We start from the raw sequence: 14,559 nt of genomic DNA, 5'->3' as shown, positions 1-14,559 counted from the left end.
GGCCCGGCAAAAAGCCAGGCCGTCGATTCAGTCGTGTTTTTTCATCAGGTGCGGGGACATGTTCAGCTCCCGCGATTGCCGTGCACGACGCCGGCAACGACGCCACAGGGCCACGCCGAAATACAGGAACAACAGGCCGACGGCCAGAATGATCGCCGAGCCCATCGGCGTCGCATTCAAGTCGCCGAGTGCCGGCGGATGCCCGATCAGGCTGGCAGCCCCGGCCATCGCCAACAGCACACCGAACGTCGCCAGAATGGCGGCGATCGCTGCGCCGAATCGAAAACGCCAGTTGCTTTGGCCTTTGGGCCGCAAGCGGCGTGCGTCAAATCCATCGGATAACTTCATTCCGACCTTCCTCAATGGGTATCGGCCCTTCGACCGGGAGTTGACCGGGTTGTTCCTGAGGCTAGGGTAATTGAAGCAAATGCGAGGCTTTTGCGGATGAGCGGCGGGCTGAGCCGCTCATTGGCGGTCGATCAGATCAGGTCATTGGTCAGCGCGAGGGTGGCGAAGTTGTCGGCCATGATCGCCATTTCCGCCTCCTGAACCTGTTCCGCACTGAGCACGCGACCCTTGAACGGCAGGTCACGAGTGGCACAGGCGTCTTCGACCAGGGTGCAACGGAAACCCAGGTTCTTCGCCGCGCGCACGGTGGTGCTGACGCTGGAGTGGCTCATGAAACCGCAGACGATCAGGTCGAGCGAGCCGAGGGTTTGCAGGCGATCGTAGAGTTCGGTGCCGTGGAAAGCGCTCGGCAGCAGTTTGCCGATGATGGTTTCATCGCCCTGGGGTTCCAGGCCGGGGATGAATTCGCCGCGTTCGCCTTGCGGGTCGAACAGACCGCCGACGGTGCCGAGGTGGCGTACGTGCACGATCGGACGGCCGGCTGCGCGGGCGGCGGCAACCAGTTGTTTGATGTTCGCGACAGCCGCGTCCATGCCGCTCAGGGCCAGCGGGCCGCTGAGGTACTCTTTCTGGGCATCGATGATGACCACGGTGGCATGGCTCAACGTGGCCGCTGCGTAACCGCGACCGCTGAGTTGAAACATCGTTTTTGGAACGGACATTCTGGGGCTCCTTGGGGTGGGGCTTTTGCGACATTGTCCTCTGGCTGAGCGGTTCTGTGAATCGCTACCATCGTAGGCACCGTCGTTACTGGCCTGCAGCCTCGTCAAGTTACACGTTCTGTTCAATAGCCGATAAGGAATTCGGAACACTCCTACCGTCGCCCCGGGATTTTTCCTGCGTCGTCGTGGCGCGTTTTGGCTGCTAGAATCGCCAGTCGTTTTTTCTGGAGTTCTGCCCCGTGATCACTTCCCGACTTCGTACCCTGCGCGACCACATCCGTTGGGCCGTCAGCCGCTTCCATGGGGAGGATCTGTTTTTCGGCCATGGCACCGACAATGCCTGGGACGAAGCCCGGCAGCTAGTGCTCGGTGCCTTGCATCTGCCATGGGAAATCGCCGACAGCTATCTGGACTGCGCGCTGGAAGACGACGAACTGGTCAACCTGCAACGCCTGCTCAAGCGCCGCATCGAAGAACGCATTCCGACCGCTTACTTGCTGGGCGAGGCGTGGTTCTGCGGCATGTCGTTCATCGTCGATGAGCGTGTACTGATCCCGCGTTCGCCAATTGGCGAGTTGATCGAAAACCGTTTTGCACCGTGGATCGGCGACGAGCCAGCGCGAATTCTTGACCTGTGCACCGGCTCCGGTTGCATCGGCATCGCCTGCGCCTACGAGTTCCAGAATGCCGAAGTGGTGCTGGCAGACCTGTCGTTCGAAGCGCTGGAAGTGGCGAACCAGAACATCGAGCGCCATGGCGTCGATGAGCGCGTGTTCACCGTGCAGGGCGATGGTTTTGATGGCCTGCCGGGTCAACGTTTCGACCTGATCGTATCGAACCCGCCCTACGTCGATGCGGAAGATTTCGCCGACATGCCGGACGAATACCAGCACGAGCCAGAGCTGGGCCTGGCCTGCGGCGACGATGGTTTGAATCTGGTGCGCCGGATGCTCGCCGAAGCGGCGGATCACCTGACCGAGAAAGGTTTGCTGATCGTCGAGGTGGGCAACAGCCAGGTCCACGTCGAAGCGCTGTACCCGGAAGTCGATTTTGCGTGGCTGGAATTCCAGCGCGGCGGACATGGCGTGTTCATGCTGACTGCTGAACAGTGCCGCGATCATCAGGCTCTGTTCGCTTCCCGCGTCTGACCTGAACCGATCGTTCCCACCTCGGTGGGAACGATCATTGGCTTAGCGGTGCGTGGCAATCCAGATCAGCAAGCCGGCCTGGAACACTGCAAATGCCACCAGACACGTAATGGTGAAGCGCAAACCCGCGTCTTCACGCTTGAACTTGCTGACCTTGTCTTCCTGTTTCTTCAGCTTCACTTCCTGCTCGGCCAGGTTCTGCTCGGCCTGCTGCAACATCTGCGCGGCTTCGAGAATCTCGACGATCTGCAGCTTTTCGCTGTTCCAGTCGCCCAGCAAATCCCCGACCTGGACTTCCTTGACGCTGCCCTTCAAATGCTGGGCGTCGGCGTAAACCACATCAAAGCCATGCACGCGCAGAAAGTGATCGCGGCGCAGGCGTGTGTCTTCGTTCAGCGCGTCCTTGTTGTTCAAGTCCATGCCGTCGACGGTGTAGGTGGGCCAGCGTTTTTTCGCCCAGTTGATGCCCTGGGCGGCCATGAAGCGGCCGATGCCACGGTTCAACGGTTCGATCTGCAAACCGCTGTCCGGGCCGAAATGCACGCGTTTGGTCTTGTGGTCGACCCACACGTCGAGCTGATTCTGTTCCTTGCGCACACGCTGCGCCGGCAGTTTGATCGACATGCGCATCAGGCTGTGTTCCTTGCTGTTGCGCTCGGCGTAACCGAATTCGACGAAGCGCAACGGCCGCCCGCCGGTGTTGCGGTCGGTCTGCAACGGCGCCAGGCGGAGCATCTTGTGGTGCTCGACGTGGACATCCGCCCATGGCAGCTCGACCGCTGGCGGTGCGTCTTTTTCAGCGGTGGTGTCGGGTGAAGTCTGGGTATCAGTCATAACGGCGAGATCCTGTCCAAGCTGCTTGTCGCCAGCCAGTACGCTGGCGACAAAGGCTTATCGGCCGTTTTTTTCAGGACTGGAGGGTGAAAAGACCTTAACGGGTGCGAAGTCCGTCAATAAATTCGAGGATCCGGGTCCCCAGTTCCGCCGCCAGCGGCAGATTCGGGTCCTTGTAGGAGGCCATTTGCCGCTTCACGTCGTTGGGCACGATGCGCATCACGTGGTTCATGCCCTCGATCAATGCCAGTGTCGCATCGGGTTTTGCCGCCTTGAGCAGGTTGGCGTCATCGACCTGCACCTGAATGTCGTTGCTGCCCTGGACGATCAGGGCCGGCATTTTCAGTTGAGCGAAGGCGGCGGACGGATCCTGCCGGAACAGCGAAATCAGATATGGCTGCACACTCGGGCGGAAGATCGCCTGCAACGGCGGCGGGACATTGTCGTCGGTGTGCCCGGCCTTGAGGCTGTCGAGCAGCTCATTGCTGCGCTGCATCAGTGGCGGTGGAAGGCTGCGCGCCAGTTGTCGGCGCAACACCTGATCGATTGGTCGGGCTGTGCCGGACAGCGAAATGACTGCCGCAGCGTCGACTTTAGGTGCGGCCAGGCTGGCAATCAGTGCGCCCTCGCTGTGACCCAGCAGGATCAACGGGCCGAAACGCGGGTCAGCCTTGAGTTTCTGGCCCCAGGCCACGGCATCCGCGACATAGGCATCCACCGACAGATTGCGCTCATCCGGCGTCGCGGCCAGGCTCGCGGCCACCCCGCGTTTGTCGAAACGCACGCTGGCGATATTGTGTTTGGCCAGCACCCAGGCCAGCCGCTTGAGGCTGTCGTTGCGCCCGCCGTCGGGGTTGTTTCCGTCACGATCCGTAGGACCCGAGCCAGAAAGAATGAGGACAACCGGCACCGGGTTGTCAGACTTTGGCAGCAACAGCGAGCCGAAAAGTTCGCCGCTGCCGGTGTCCAGAGTCACCGGACGTTGCAGGACAGTTGCCTGGACGAAGCCAGTAAACAGGGTAAGGCTCAAGATCAAAACTCGCAGCATCATCACGCCATCATTTGCCAAGGTGCCGGTTGGACTCACCAACACCGCCAAGGTTCGAGGATGAACTACTCGGTTAGCCTGCGTATACTGGCGCGCATCATGAATTTGGGTTTGATTTCACGGAGCGTCCTGCATGTCCGGCAATACCTACGGCAAGTTGTTCACTGTCACCACCGCGGGCGAAAGCCATGGTCCGGCGTTGGTCGCCATTGTCGACGGCTGCCCGCCGGGCCTGGAGATCTCCCTTGAGGACCTGCAGCGCGACCTCGATCGCCGCAAGCCGGGCACCAGCCGTCACACCACCCAGCGTCAGGAAGCGGACGAAGTCGAAATCCTCTCCGGCGTGTTCGAGGGCCGCACCACCGGCTGCTCCATCGGCCTGCTGATCCGCAACACCGACCAGAAGTCCAAGGACTACTCGGCGATCAAGGATCTGTTCCGTCCGGCCCACGCCGACTACACCTACCACCACAAATACGGCGAGCGCGATTACCGCGGTGGTGGTCGCAGCTCCGCGCGGGAAACCGCCATGCGCGTGGCGGCCGGTGCGATTGCCAAGAAATACCTGGCGACCCAGGGCATCGTCATTCGCGGCTACATGAGCCAGCTCGGCCCGATCGAAATCCCGTTCAAGACCTGGGAATCGGTGGAGCAGAACGCCTTTTTCAGCCCGGACCCGGACAAGGTTCCGGAACTGGAAGCCTACATGGACCAGTTGCGCCGCGATCAGGACTCGGTCGGGGCCAAGATCACCGTGGTTGCCGAAGGCGTGATGCCGGGGCTGGGCGAGCCGATCTTCGACCGTCTCGACGCCGAACTGGCCCACGCGCTGATGAGCATCAACGCGGTCAAGGGCGTGGAAATCGGCGCCGGTTTCGCTTCGGTTGCCCAGCGTGGCACCGAACACCGCGATGAAATGACCCCGGAAGGTTTCCTCAGCAACAACGCCGGCGGCATCCTCGGCGGCATCTCGTCCGGTCAGCCGATCGTCGCCCATCTGGCGTTGAAGCCGACCTCGAGCATCACCACCCCGGGCCGTTCGATCGATATCGATGGCAACCCGGTCGAAGTGATCACCAAGGGCCGCCACGATCCGTGCGTCGGCATCCGCGCCACGCCGATTGCCGAGGCGATGATGGCCATCGTGCTGATGGATCACCTGCTGCGTCACCGTGGCCAGAACGCCGACGTGCGGGTGAACACCCCGGTTCTGGGCCAGCTCTGATGGGTCAACTCACAGCCGTCGCGGTCTGACCGTGGCGGCGCTCCCGTACTGGCGGCTGTCCAGTTTCTATCTGTTCTATTTCGCCTTGCTCGGCTCGACGGCGCCGTTTCTGGCGCTGTATTTCGATCACCTCGGATTCAGCGCCGCGCGTATCGGCGAGCTGGTGGCGATCCCGATGCTGATGCGCTGCGTGGCGCCGAACATCTGGGGCTGGCTCGGCGACTACACCGGCAGACGCCTGGCCATCGTGCGCTTCGGCGCGGTGTGCACGCTGCTGACGTTCTCGCTGATTTTCGTCAGCAAGACCTACGCCTGGCTGGCAATGGTCATGGCGCTGCATGCGTTCTTCTGGCACGCGGTGTTGCCCCAGTTTGAAGTCATCACGCTTGCGCATTTGCAGGGCCAGACCTCCCGTTACAGCCAGATCCGGCTATGGGGCTCCATCGGTTTCATCATCACCGTGGTCGCGCTCGGTCGCCTGTTCGAATGGCTGAGCCTCGACATCTACCCGGCGGCGCTGGTGTTGATCATGGCCGGCATCGTCCTCAGCAGTCTGTGGGTGCCGAACGCTCAGCCGCCTCAGGGCAACCGTCCGACGGGCGAAGGCTTTCTCAAGCAATTGCGCAGTCCCGGGGTGCTGGCATTCTACGGTTGCGTAGCGCTGATGCAGATGAGCCACGGGCCGTATTACACCTTCCTGACCTTGCACCTTGAGCGACTGGGTTACAGCCGTGGCGTGATCGGCATGCTCTGGGCCGTTGGCGTGGTGGCGGAAGTGCTGATGTTCATGGCCATGAGCCGGATCCTCGCGCGGTTTTCCCTGCGGCGCGTGCTGATGGCAAGTTTTCTGCTGGCGGCGCTGCGCTGGTTGCTGCTAGGTTCGTTCGCCGAATTCCTCTGGGTGCTGCTGTTTGCCCAGGTGCTGCACGCCGCGACTTTCGGCAGCTTTCATGCATCTGCCATCGCGTTCGTGCAACGTACCTTCGGCGCCCGTCAGCAAGGGCAGGGCCAGGCGCTGTACGCGGCGCTGGCCGGCACCGGCGGTGCGCTCGGCGCGTTGTATTCCGGCTACAGCTGGAATGCCCTCGGTGCGACATTGACCTTTAGTATTGCCAGTCTCGCAGCGCTCGCCGCTGCCGTTATCATTGCCATTCGAATGCAAGAGGACAGGCCATGAGCCTTACCCGTGAACAGCTTGCCCAGCAAATTGTCGACGCCGGGCGTTTTCTTTATGGTCGCGGCTGGTCGCCGGCCACCAGCAGCAATTACTCGACGCGCCTGTCGCCGAGCGAAGCGCTGCTGACCGTGTCCGGCAAGCACAAAGGCCAGTTGGGTCTGGACGATGTGCTCGCCACCGACCTGTCCGGCAACAGTCTGGAACCGGGCAAAAAACCGTCCGCCGAAACCCTGCTGCACACCCAGCTCTATAGCTGGCGCCCGGAGATCGGCGCGGTGCTGCACACCCACTCGGTGAACGCCACGGTGCTGTCGCGCCTGACGCCGGAAGACTTCATCGAGTTCGAAGACTACGAACTGCAAAAAGCCTTCAGCGGCATTTCGACCCACGAATCCCGGGTGCGCGTGCCGATCTTCGACAACGATCAGGACATTGCGCGCCTTGCCGCCAAGGTGCAGCCTTGGCTCGACGCCCATCCCGATTGCGTCGGTTATCTGATTCGCGGCCACGGTCTCTACACCTGGGGCGCACAGATGAGTGACGCGTTGCGCCAGATCGAGGCCTTTGAATTCCTGTTTGAATGCGAGTTGAAGACCCGCAGCGTCATGAACCGCCAAGGCTGACTTCACCAGAACCAGCCCATTTGCCTGATGAATGCAGTGCCCGACCGGTCTCGAAGAACCGGACGGCAAGGCCGATACCGAGGAATTGCCCCATGAGCAGCCTGTCCGTCTATCACGTTTCCAGCCCTGAAATTCCGAACAAGGTGCTGACCCATTTCGAAGACATCGCCTCGACCCTGGCCGAGCAGGGCGTGCGTTTCGACCGCTGGCAAGCCGCCGCGAAGATCCAGCCCGGTGCCAGCCAGGAAGAGGTGATCGGCGCTTACAAAGAGCAGATCGACAAGCTGATGACCGAGCGCGGGTACATCACCGTCGATGTGGTCAGCCTTAACAGCGATCATCCGCAAAAAGCCGAGCTGCGTGCCAAGTTCCTTGAAGAACATCGCCATGGCGAAGACGAAGTGCGCTTTTTCGTCGCCGGTCGTGGCCTGTTTACCCTGCACATCGACGATTACGTCTATGCCGTGCTGTGCGAGAAGAACGATCTGATTTCGGTGCCGGCGGGTACCAAACACTGGTTCGACATGGGCGAGAACCCGCATTTCGTGGCGATCCGCCTGTTCAACAACCCTGAAGGCTGGGTCGCCAACTTCACCGGCGAAGACATCGCCGGCCGCTTCCCGCGTCTGGAGGACTGAGCCGATGTCGATCAAGGTCATCCTCACCGATATTGAAGGCACCACCAGCGCGGTGAGTTTTGTGTTCGACGTGCTGTTTCCGTATGCCGCCAAAAACCTGCCGGACTTCGTTCGCCAGAACGCCACGCGCGCCGATGTCGACGAGCAACTGGACGCCGTACGCCGCGACAGCAACGAACCGCAGGCCGACGTTGAACGGGTCGTGGACATTCTGCTGGCCTGGATCGCCGAAGACCGCAAAGCCACGCCGCTGAAAGCGTTGCAGGGCATGGTCTGGGAGCAGGGCTATCAGGCCGGGCAGTTGAAGGGGCATGTTTACCCGGATGCGGTCGATGCTCTCAGACGTTGGCATCAGGCCGGGTATCAACTGTTCGTTTACTCGTCCGGTTCGATCCAGGCCCAGAAGCTGATCTTCGGCTGCTCGGAAGCCGGGGATCTGACGCCGCTGTTCAGTGGCTACTTCGACACCACGTCGGGCCCCAAGCGCGAAGCGCAGTCCTACAGCAATATCCAGCAGGCCATCGGGGTCGAGCCGCAGGACATCCTGTTCCTGTCCGACATCGTGCAGGAACTCGACGCCGCTCGGATCGCCGGCCTGCAAACCTGCGGCCTGGCCCGTGAGGGCGGGGAGCTGGAAGGTCACGTGACCGTCGACAGCTTTACCGGGATCGAACCGGAAGCGTTCTGACTCCACCCATCGACGCGTAAAAAAACAGGCCGTGAAGCGAGAGCTCCACGGCCTGTTTGTTTATGGGGTGTTCGTATTACATCGAGTGATAGGTCGGCAGGGCAAAACGCTGCTGACTTTGCAGCATGCCGATTTGCGGCAGCTCGCTGGCCTGTTCCGCCAGGTCACGGCGAATCGCGCTGATCGCCCACGACAGTTGGTCGCCGGCATGCAATTGCTGATAGGTGAGGGCACGTTTGAACACTTTGCCGTCGGCGCTCTTCAGCGTCAGCAGGATCCCGCCATCGGGACGCGGTTGGGTGGTGACTGCGAAGTTGGAGAACAGGGAGGTAAATTTTTCTTGGATCAGGCTCATGTCTTTCAGCTCCGTATGCACTTGAATGGCAAGCATGCGGAGGAGGTTGCAGCGATTGTGCCAGTATTTTGTTTTTATAAATTCGTTATAAATCAATAAGTTATAAATTCTGTAAATTCAACTCGTCGTGCATTCTGCATGAATGGCCATCGTGCATCCTGCATTTTGCGGGATCGCCGTCGATCCGATGGAACCATTCCCTGCTGCCGCAATCACGTTTCGCCTTGTAGCGCTGGCGGATACAAAACATTGCAAAAACCGCGTGTACAGCCCGAGAAGCCCTGACGTATTTTCGGCCTCGACCCTCGCTCGAGAAGCGCCGGTTGCCTCACCCGATTGCCCGACAATAAAAATCCGGCCTGCACGTCAAGGTCGAACGGGAGCTGCCATGAGTCACGCGCCTAGCGACACGATTACCTGGGGCATGATGCTCCGCAAACTGCCGATGATCGCCAAAGCCATCCCTCGGGTGGTGAAAGGCATGAAGGTGGCCAACGTCAAGGATCCGACCCAAACCTGTGGCCTGGGCTGGACATTCGAGCAAGCGACCCTGCGCAATCCGGATGGTCCCGCGCTGCTGTCGGGCGACGTGGTGCTGAGTTATTCACAGGTCAACCAGTGGGCGAACCGCATCGCCCACTATCTGATCGGGCAGGGCATCGGCAAAGGCGATGTGGTGGCGGTGTTCATCGAGAACCGCCCGGAACTGCTGGTGACGATTCTGGCGCTGGCCAAGGTCGGTGCCGTCAGCGCGCTGCTCAATACCTCACAGACCCGCGACACGCTGATCCACAGCATCAATCTGGTAGCGCCGGTGGCAATTGTCGTCGGCGAGGAACTGCTGCCAGCCTTCGCGGCGGTGCGCGAGCAAGTGTCGATTCCGGCAGCGCGCGTCTGGTTCGTCGCCGATCAGGACACGTTCAGCCATCCGGGCATTGCGCCGGAGGGATACACCAATCTGATCAGCGCCAGTGCCGACGCGCCGGGCGACAACCCGGCCAGCAGCCGGCAGATTTACTTCGATGACCCGTGCTTCTACATCTACACCTCCGGCACCACCGGTTTGCCCAAGGCCGGGGTGTTCAAGCACGGACGCTGGATGCGCAGCTCGGCGAGCTTCGGCATGATCGCCCTCGACATGCGCCCGGACGACATCGTCTATTGCACCTTGCCGCTGTATCACGCCACCGGGCTTTGCGTGTGCTGGGGCTCGGCGGTCAACGGCGCGTCGGGTTTCGCGATTCGCCGCAAGTTCAGCGCCCGGCAGTTCTGGAGCGACGTACGCCGCTACCGCGCCACCACCATCGGCTATGTCGGCGAGTTGTGCCGCTATCTGGTGGATCAGCCGGCCAGCAGCGATGACAACCGCCATGACGTGCGCAAGATGATCGGCAACGGTTTGCGGCCCGGTGCCTGGGCCGAGTTCAAGACCCGGTTCGCGGTGGATCACATCTGCGAACTGTACGCGGCCAGCGACGGCAATATCGGCTTCACCAACATCCTCAATTTCGACAACACCATCGGCTTCTCGCTGATGGCCTGGGAACTGGTTGCCTACGATCAGGACAGCGGCGAGCCGATTCGCGGTGACGACGGCTTCATGCGCAAGGTCGGCCGGGGTGAGCGGGGCCTGTTGCTGGCGCGGATCGACGACAAGGCGCCGCTGGACGGTTACACCGATCCGCAGAAAACCGCGAAAGTCGTGCTGCAGGACGTGTTCACCAAGGGTGACCGCTTCTTCAATACCGGCGATCTGCTGCGCAACATCGGTTTCGGCCATGCGCAGTTTGTCGATCGCCTCGGTGACACCTACCGCTGGAAGGGCGAGAACGTTTCGACCACCGAGGTCGAGAACCTGCTGCTCCAGCATCCGCACATTTCCGAAGCCGTGGCCTATGGCGTGGAAATCCCCAACACCAATGGTCGCGCCGGCATGGCGGCAATCACGCCTGCCGAGTCTCTGGCGACGCTGGACTTCACCGAGCTGCTGGCCTTCGCTCGTCAGCGCATGCCGGCCTATGCCGTGCCGCTGTTCCTGCGGGTCAAGGTGAAGATGGAAACTACCGGCACCTTCAAATACCAGAAGACGCGCCTGAAAAACGAAGGCTTCGACCCCGACCAGACAGGCGATGATCCGATCTATGCCTGGTTGCCGGGCACCGAGACCTACGTGCAGGTCACGGATGAAATCCTGGCGGGCATCCAGGCAGGCAAGTTCCGTTATTGATATTGGCTATCGCGAAGCTTGGAAAAAAGGGGGTGACAGCTATCGCCGCGCTCGGGAAACTAGCGGCTTTCCGATTGACCGAAAGTGGAGTTGCCCCATGTCCGACCAAAGCCGCCAGATGACCCCCGAAGAAGCTGCCGAATTCACCGAGCAGGTATTCAACAAGGCGCGCGAAGGCGATGCGGTGATGCTGGACCGCCTGATCACCGCCGGTCTGCCGGTGAACCTGACCAACAGCAAGGGCGACACCCTGCTGATGCTCGCTAGCTACTACGGTCACGTGGATGCGGTGCAAGTGCTGCTCAAGCACAAGGCCGACCCGGAGCAACGCAATGGCAACGGCCAGAGCCCGATTGCCGGCGCGGCGTTCAAGGGTGATCTGGCGGTGGTCAAGGCGTTGGTGGCCGGTGGTGCGCAAATTGAAGGCGCCTCTTTCGATGGCCGCACGGCGCTGATGATGGCAGCGATGTTCAACCGGGTTGAAATCGTCGAGTTCCTGATCGACCAGGGCGCCGACCCTAAAGCCAAGGACGCCAACGGCGTCACCGCGCTGGACGCGGCCCGCACCATGGGCGCTGTGGACACCACCGCGCAGCTGGAAAAACTGCTGGGCTGACACCGTCGGTCCGCAGCCGGCTCTGTGGCGAGGGCAAGAATGCGCTATCCTTCGCGCCCTCGAAATTCCCCAAGCCACAGGACCTGCTCTCATGAAAGCCGCACTCGCCGAACTCATCAGCAAAATCAGCTCCGGCTGCATGGGCGAAGACGAGATTCAGAAGGTTGCCGATGAGGCCGCACAGGCCTACTCCGATGCCGACGCTTTTCTGACCGCCAATCCGGACATCAACTACGACGACACCTTCCCGATTCCGCTGGGCGAGTGGGTGGTGGTCGGCAGTCTGCCGGAGACCGTGCTGTTCCAGGCTGACACCTACGTCGACCTGTTCGCGCAGATCGTGGCTTCGTTCGGGCCGGGCGTGGAGTTCAACCTCAAGCCCAAGCAACTGGCCAAGACCGAAGCGCTGACCGCGCTCAACCGCATCCAGGTGCAGATGAGCAGCCTGAACAAGGAAAACGGCGGTTACACGCTGATGAATTTCAGCCAGTTGCTCGACGACGAGCTGCAAGTGGTGCTGGTCTACGGCAACGACGTGCCGCGCGTGCTGGAGCTGTGCACCGAAGTCGGCATCGCCGCCGCGCCGTCGCTGGAAGCCTTGAAGGTCGCCGTTCACGTCTGAACGCAATAAAAGGGAACCCTGCGCGCGACCGTCTATCCTAAAAGTGCATGCCACTATTCTGGAGCGACACCATGGGTTCCACGTTCAACGGCCTGATCGGCCTGATCATTCTTGCCCTCGACATCTGGGCGATCATCAATGTGCTGAAAAGCGGCGCCGAGACCGGGATGAAAATCCTCTGGGTGCTGTTGATCATCCTCCTGCCGGTGCTGGGCCTGATCATCTGGGCGATCGCCGGGCCGCGGGGCAATGTGCGGATCTGAGCGTTCGCACCATGGATTGCGCGGGGCCGATGAACTGAGGTTCGACCTGTCATCTTCGGCAACGTAGAATGCGCGCCTTTCCCGGGCAATCGAACCTGACGATTGGCGCCCGCGCATTCATCGGAGCACTTCACCATGACCGTCACCAAGACCAGCGAATACCTGGAAACCCTCTACGAAGGCTACGGCCAGCGTTTTCGCATGGAAAAACTGCTGCACGAAGTGCGCACCGAACACCAGCACCTGGTGATTTTCCAGAACCCGCGCATGGGCCGGGTGATGGCGCTGGACGGCGTGATCCAGACCACCGAAGCCGATGAATTCATCTACCACGAAATGCTCACCCACGTGCCGATCCTCGCCCACGGCACCGCCAAGCGCGTGCTGATCATCGGCGGCGGCGACGGCGGCATGCTGCGCGAAGTGACCAAGCACGCCAGCGTCGAGCACATCACCATGGTCGAAATCGACGGCACCGTGGTCGACATGTGCAAGGAATTCCTGCCTAACCACTCCAAGGGCGCCTACGACGATCCACGTCTGAACCTGGTGATCGACGACGGCATGCGTTTCGTCGCCACCACCACTGAAAAATTCGACGTGATCATTTCCGACTCCACCGACCCGATCGGCCCGGGCGAAGTGCTGTTCTCGGAAAACTTCTACCAGGCCTGCCATCGCTGCCTGAACGAGGGCGGCATCCTCGTGACCCAGAACGGCACGCCGTTCATGCAAATCGACGAAGTGAAGACCACCGCCGGTCGCCTGCGCAGCCTGTTCCCGGACTGGCACTTCTACCAGGCGGCCGTACCGACCTACATCGGCGGCTCGATGACTTTCGCCTGGGGCTCGACCAACCCGGCCTACCGCAAACTGAGCCGTGAAGTCCTGCAACAGCGCTTCATCGGCAGCGGCATCGTCACCCGTTACTACAACCCGGAAATCCACATCGGCGCCTTCGCCTTGCCGCAATACGTGCTGCAAGCGGTGAACAAGCCAAGCAACGACTGATCAATCGGTCGTCATCTGCGGGAGCGGGGCGATTCGCTCCCGTAGATGAAAGGTTTTTCATGTTTCATCGGTGTAAAGCTTTTGAACGATCAATCCTGACAAAAGTCGAGATAGATGTAAGCCCATTTGCGGGTTTGTTCGAGGAGGCTCCAATGCAAAAGTGGAAAGTCACTTTCGTGGATGATCACGGTGAAATTGTCGATGAAGTCTTCGAGCGTGCGGAATGCCCCAGCGATGATGAGGCCGCACGACTGATCAAGGAACGACTCCTTCCTGTCGCCGCCGCACTGGATCTGAACGATCTGGAAGGGCGCACCTCCGATGCCGGCGCCAAAAGCCTGAAAACCCAGAACAGCATCGAAATCCGCAGCATCACACCCATCTGAAAATCTTCTTGTCAGTAACGCACCAGGCCTTGGCAGCGGCTCTATCTTGGGGCTACTCTGCAAGCGAGATCAGCGAACGGATCGCTAAGGTCTGGTCTTGTCAGCTACATGCTTGTTTCCCGTCGGCAACACGGTTGCCGTAACGCCTGAGCCGTTCGGCCAGGTGCAGGGAATACGGAAAGTCTATCCATCTATGCGAGGGGGACGTTCATGAGCACAGCCTATCAAGAAGACATCAGCAGCAACGTGCTGCGCCGCATGAAAGAAGGCGGTTTCGATTTTTCCCGATTCCATCCCATCGAGTTCTACGCCATTTTCCCGGACGAGGAGCGGGCGCGCAGGGCGGCAGGCAAGTTTCGTGGTGAATCCATCAATGCCCAGGTCAGTGCGCGCGACGACGGCGCGTGGTCCCTGGAATTGAGCAAAGTGATGTACGCAACCTACGACGACATCGGCGATTTCGAACAGGGCTTCTCGGCGGTGGTCGAGCCCTTGGGCGGCATCATCGAAGGCTGGGGCGTGAAGCAGGAGGTGCGCAACCGCCATCGTTTGAACTGATCACCCTCGCAACACGTCGAGCAACGGCTGACCTTCGGGTCGGCCGTTGTCGTTTCCGCACCCTGAACAT

18 protein-coding genes are annotated in these 14,559 nt (G+C 60.8%); 13 read left to right on the top strand and 5 right to left on the bottom strand.

Going from position 1 to position 14,559, the window contains the following annotated elements:
* Positions 1 to 27: 27 nt before the first annotated feature.
* Together OQ248_RS01705 and OQ248_RS01700 are read right to left on the bottom strand one after the other, a co-directional pair.
* On the bottom strand, positions 28 to 348 hold the full coding sequence (locus tag OQ248_RS01705; protein ID WP_085732350.1) for a hypothetical protein: 321 nt from the start codon (positions 346 to 348) through the stop codon (positions 28 to 30).
* 131 nt (positions 349 to 479) lie between these two features.
* The gene (locus OQ248_RS01700; RefSeq protein ID WP_085732351.1) at positions 480 to 1,070 is read right to left on the bottom strand and encodes a cysteine hydrolase family protein; all 591 of its coding nucleotides are present in this window, start codon (positions 1,068 to 1,070) and stop codon (positions 480 to 482) included.
* 239 nt (positions 1,071 to 1,309) lie between these two features.
* Between OQ248_RS01700 and prmB the strand changes: the two genes are divergently transcribed.
* Positions 1,310 to 2,218: a 50S ribosomal protein L3 N(5)-glutamine methyltransferase gene (prmB, locus tag OQ248_RS01695; RefSeq protein WP_085710643.1), complete on the top strand. Its 909-nt coding sequence runs from the start codon at positions 1,310 to 1,312 to the stop codon at positions 2,216 to 2,218.
* Positions 2,219 to 2,260: 42 nt separating this feature from the next.
* On the opposite strand, the gene OQ248_RS01690 is transcribed toward prmB, so the two are convergent.
* Positions 2,261 to 3,052, bottom strand: coding sequence for a hypothetical protein (locus OQ248_RS01690; RefSeq protein WP_096822947.1), 792 nt, complete (start codon positions 3,050 to 3,052; stop codon positions 2,261 to 2,263).
* A 97-nt stretch (positions 3,053 to 3,149) separates the two neighbouring features.
* The gene (locus OQ248_RS01685) at positions 3,150 to 4,103 is read right to left on the bottom strand and encodes an alpha/beta fold hydrolase (protein ID WP_085710645.1); all 954 of its coding nucleotides are present in this window, start codon (positions 4,101 to 4,103) and stop codon (positions 3,150 to 3,152) included.
* A gap of 130 nt (positions 4,104 to 4,233) precedes the next feature.
* On the opposite strand from OQ248_RS01685, the gene aroC reads away from it, so the two are divergent.
* The 5 genes from aroC (at position 4,234) to mtnC (ending at position 8,451) form a co-directional block, all read left to right on the top strand.
* Positions 4,234 to 5,325, top strand: a complete 1,092-nt coding sequence (aroC, locus tag OQ248_RS01680) for a chorismate synthase (RefSeq protein WP_114882003.1) — start codon at positions 4,234 to 4,236, stop codon at positions 5,323 to 5,325.
* 31 nt (positions 5,326 to 5,356) lie between these two features.
* Positions 5,357 to 6,502 carry an MFS transporter gene (locus tag OQ248_RS01675; protein WP_265811881.1) on the top strand — a complete coding sequence of 382 codons (1,146 nt, stop codon included), beginning with the start codon at positions 5,357 to 5,359 and terminating at the stop codon, positions 6,500 to 6,502.
* Entirely contained in the window at positions 6,499 to 7,125 is a 627-nt protein-coding gene (locus OQ248_RS01670; protein ID WP_085710648.1) for a methylthioribulose 1-phosphate dehydratase, read from the top strand. Before OQ248_RS01675 ends, OQ248_RS01670 begins: the two co-directional genes overlap by 4 nt.
* Positions 7,126 to 7,217: 92 nt before the next feature.
* Positions 7,218 to 7,763, top strand: coding sequence for an acireductone dioxygenase (locus OQ248_RS01665; RefSeq protein WP_085710649.1), 546 nt, complete (start codon positions 7,218 to 7,220; stop codon positions 7,761 to 7,763).
* 4 nt (positions 7,764 to 7,767) lie between these two features.
* Complete coding sequence (mtnC, locus tag OQ248_RS01660) at positions 7,768 to 8,451, top strand: acireductone synthase (protein ID WP_265811880.1); 684 nt, start codon at positions 7,768 to 7,770, stop codon at positions 8,449 to 8,451.
* A 76-nt stretch (positions 8,452 to 8,527) separates the two neighbouring features.
* Here mtnC and OQ248_RS01655 read toward each other — a convergent pair whose 3' ends face one another.
* Positions 8,528 to 8,806 carry a DUF3509 domain-containing protein gene (locus OQ248_RS01655; protein ID WP_085710651.1) on the bottom strand — a complete coding sequence of 93 codons (279 nt, stop codon included), beginning with the start codon at positions 8,804 to 8,806 and terminating at the stop codon, positions 8,528 to 8,530.
* A gap of 388 nt (positions 8,807 to 9,194) precedes the next feature.
* On the opposite strand from OQ248_RS01655, the gene OQ248_RS01650 reads away from it, so the two are divergent.
* The 7 genes from OQ248_RS01650 (at position 9,195) to OQ248_RS01620 (ending at position 14,489) form a co-directional block, all read left to right on the top strand.
* Positions 9,195 to 11,033, top strand: a complete 1,839-nt coding sequence (locus OQ248_RS01650; RefSeq protein ID WP_265811879.1) for a long-chain-acyl-CoA synthetase — start codon at positions 9,195 to 9,197, stop codon at positions 11,031 to 11,033.
* 97 nt (positions 11,034 to 11,130) lie between these two features.
* Complete coding sequence (locus OQ248_RS01645; protein ID WP_085710653.1) at positions 11,131 to 11,649, top strand: ankyrin repeat domain-containing protein; 519 nt, start codon at positions 11,131 to 11,133, stop codon at positions 11,647 to 11,649.
* Between the two features lie 91 nt (positions 11,650 to 11,740).
* Positions 11,741 to 12,271 (top strand): hypothetical protein, encoded by a 531-nt coding sequence (locus tag OQ248_RS01640; RefSeq protein WP_265811878.1) that lies wholly within the window; start codon positions 11,741 to 11,743, stop codon positions 12,269 to 12,271.
* 71 nt (positions 12,272 to 12,342) lie between these two features.
* Positions 12,343 to 12,534: a PLDc N-terminal domain-containing protein gene (locus tag OQ248_RS01635; RefSeq protein WP_003223221.1), complete on the top strand. Its 192-nt coding sequence runs from the start codon at positions 12,343 to 12,345 to the stop codon at positions 12,532 to 12,534.
* A gap of 135 nt (positions 12,535 to 12,669) precedes the next feature.
* Entirely contained in the window at positions 12,670 to 13,545 is an 876-nt protein-coding gene (speE, locus tag OQ248_RS01630; RefSeq protein ID WP_085608797.1) for a polyamine aminopropyltransferase, read from the top strand.
* Between the two features lie 152 nt (positions 13,546 to 13,697).
* Complete coding sequence (locus OQ248_RS01625; RefSeq protein WP_085710655.1) at positions 13,698 to 13,931, top strand: hypothetical protein; 234 nt, start codon at positions 13,698 to 13,700, stop codon at positions 13,929 to 13,931.
* A 210-nt stretch (positions 13,932 to 14,141) separates the two neighbouring features.
* Positions 14,142 to 14,489 carry a ribonuclease E inhibitor RraB gene (locus OQ248_RS01620; protein ID WP_007960698.1) on the top strand — a complete coding sequence of 116 codons (348 nt, stop codon included), beginning with the start codon at positions 14,142 to 14,144 and terminating at the stop codon, positions 14,487 to 14,489.
* Positions 14,490 to 14,559: the final 70 nt, after the last annotated feature.

This window comes from Pseudomonas sp. COW5 (assembly GCF_026240005.1).
Taxonomy (GTDB): domain Bacteria; phylum Pseudomonadota; class Gammaproteobacteria; order Pseudomonadales; family Pseudomonadaceae; genus Aquipseudomonas; species Aquipseudomonas kribbensis.
Note: the sequence above shows the minus strand (reverse complement) of the source record. Positions and strands in the feature narration are given on the sequence as shown.

Excerpts from the sequence above, each read along its gene's own strand:
- OQ248_RS01650 (WP_265811879.1), top strand. The coding sequence starts at position 9,195 with ATGAGTCACGCGCCTAGCGACACGATTACCTGGGGCATGATGCTCCGC.
- OQ248_RS01655 (WP_085710651.1), bottom strand. The coding sequence starts at position 8,806 with ATGAGCCTGATCCAAGAAAAATTTACCTCCCTGTTCTCCAACTTCGCA.
- OQ248_RS01685 (WP_085710645.1), bottom strand. The coding sequence starts at position 4,103 with ATGATGCTGCGAGTTTTGATCTTGAGCCTTACCCTGTTTACTGGCTTC.
- aroC (WP_114882003.1), top strand. The coding sequence starts at position 4,234 with ATGTCCGGCAATACCTACGGCAAGTTGTTCACTGTCACCACCGCGGGC.
- OQ248_RS01625 (WP_085710655.1), top strand. The coding sequence starts at position 13,698 with ATGCAAAAGTGGAAAGTCACTTTCGTGGATGATCACGGTGAAATTGTC.
- OQ248_RS01665 (WP_085710649.1), top strand. The coding sequence starts at position 7,218 with ATGAGCAGCCTGTCCGTCTATCACGTTTCCAGCCCTGAAATTCCGAAC.
- mtnC (WP_265811880.1), top strand. The coding sequence starts at position 7,768 with ATGTCGATCAAGGTCATCCTCACCGATATTGAAGGCACCACCAGCGCG.
- OQ248_RS01640 (WP_265811878.1), top strand. The coding sequence starts at position 11,741 with ATGAAAGCCGCACTCGCCGAACTCATCAGCAAAATCAGCTCCGGCTGC.
- OQ248_RS01690 (WP_096822947.1), bottom strand. The coding sequence starts at position 3,052 with ATGACTGATACCCAGACTTCACCCGACACCACCGCTGAAAAAGACGCA.
- OQ248_RS01700 (WP_085732351.1), bottom strand. The coding sequence starts at position 1,070 with ATGTCCGTTCCAAAAACGATGTTTCAACTCAGCGGTCGCGGTTACGCA.
- OQ248_RS01635 (WP_003223221.1), top strand. The coding sequence starts at position 12,343 with ATGGGTTCCACGTTCAACGGCCTGATCGGCCTGATCATTCTTGCCCTC.
- OQ248_RS01645 (WP_085710653.1), top strand. The coding sequence starts at position 11,131 with ATGTCCGACCAAAGCCGCCAGATGACCCCCGAAGAAGCTGCCGAATTC.
- OQ248_RS01705 (WP_085732350.1), bottom strand. The coding sequence starts at position 348 with ATGAAGTTATCCGATGGATTTGACGCACGCCGCTTGCGGCCCAAAGGC.
- OQ248_RS01670 (WP_085710648.1), top strand. The coding sequence starts at position 6,499 with ATGAGCCTTACCCGTGAACAGCTTGCCCAGCAAATTGTCGACGCCGGG.
- speE (WP_085608797.1), top strand. The coding sequence starts at position 12,670 with ATGACCGTCACCAAGACCAGCGAATACCTGGAAACCCTCTACGAAGGC.
- OQ248_RS01620 (WP_007960698.1), top strand. The coding sequence starts at position 14,142 with ATGAGCACAGCCTATCAAGAAGACATCAGCAGCAACGTGCTGCGCCGC.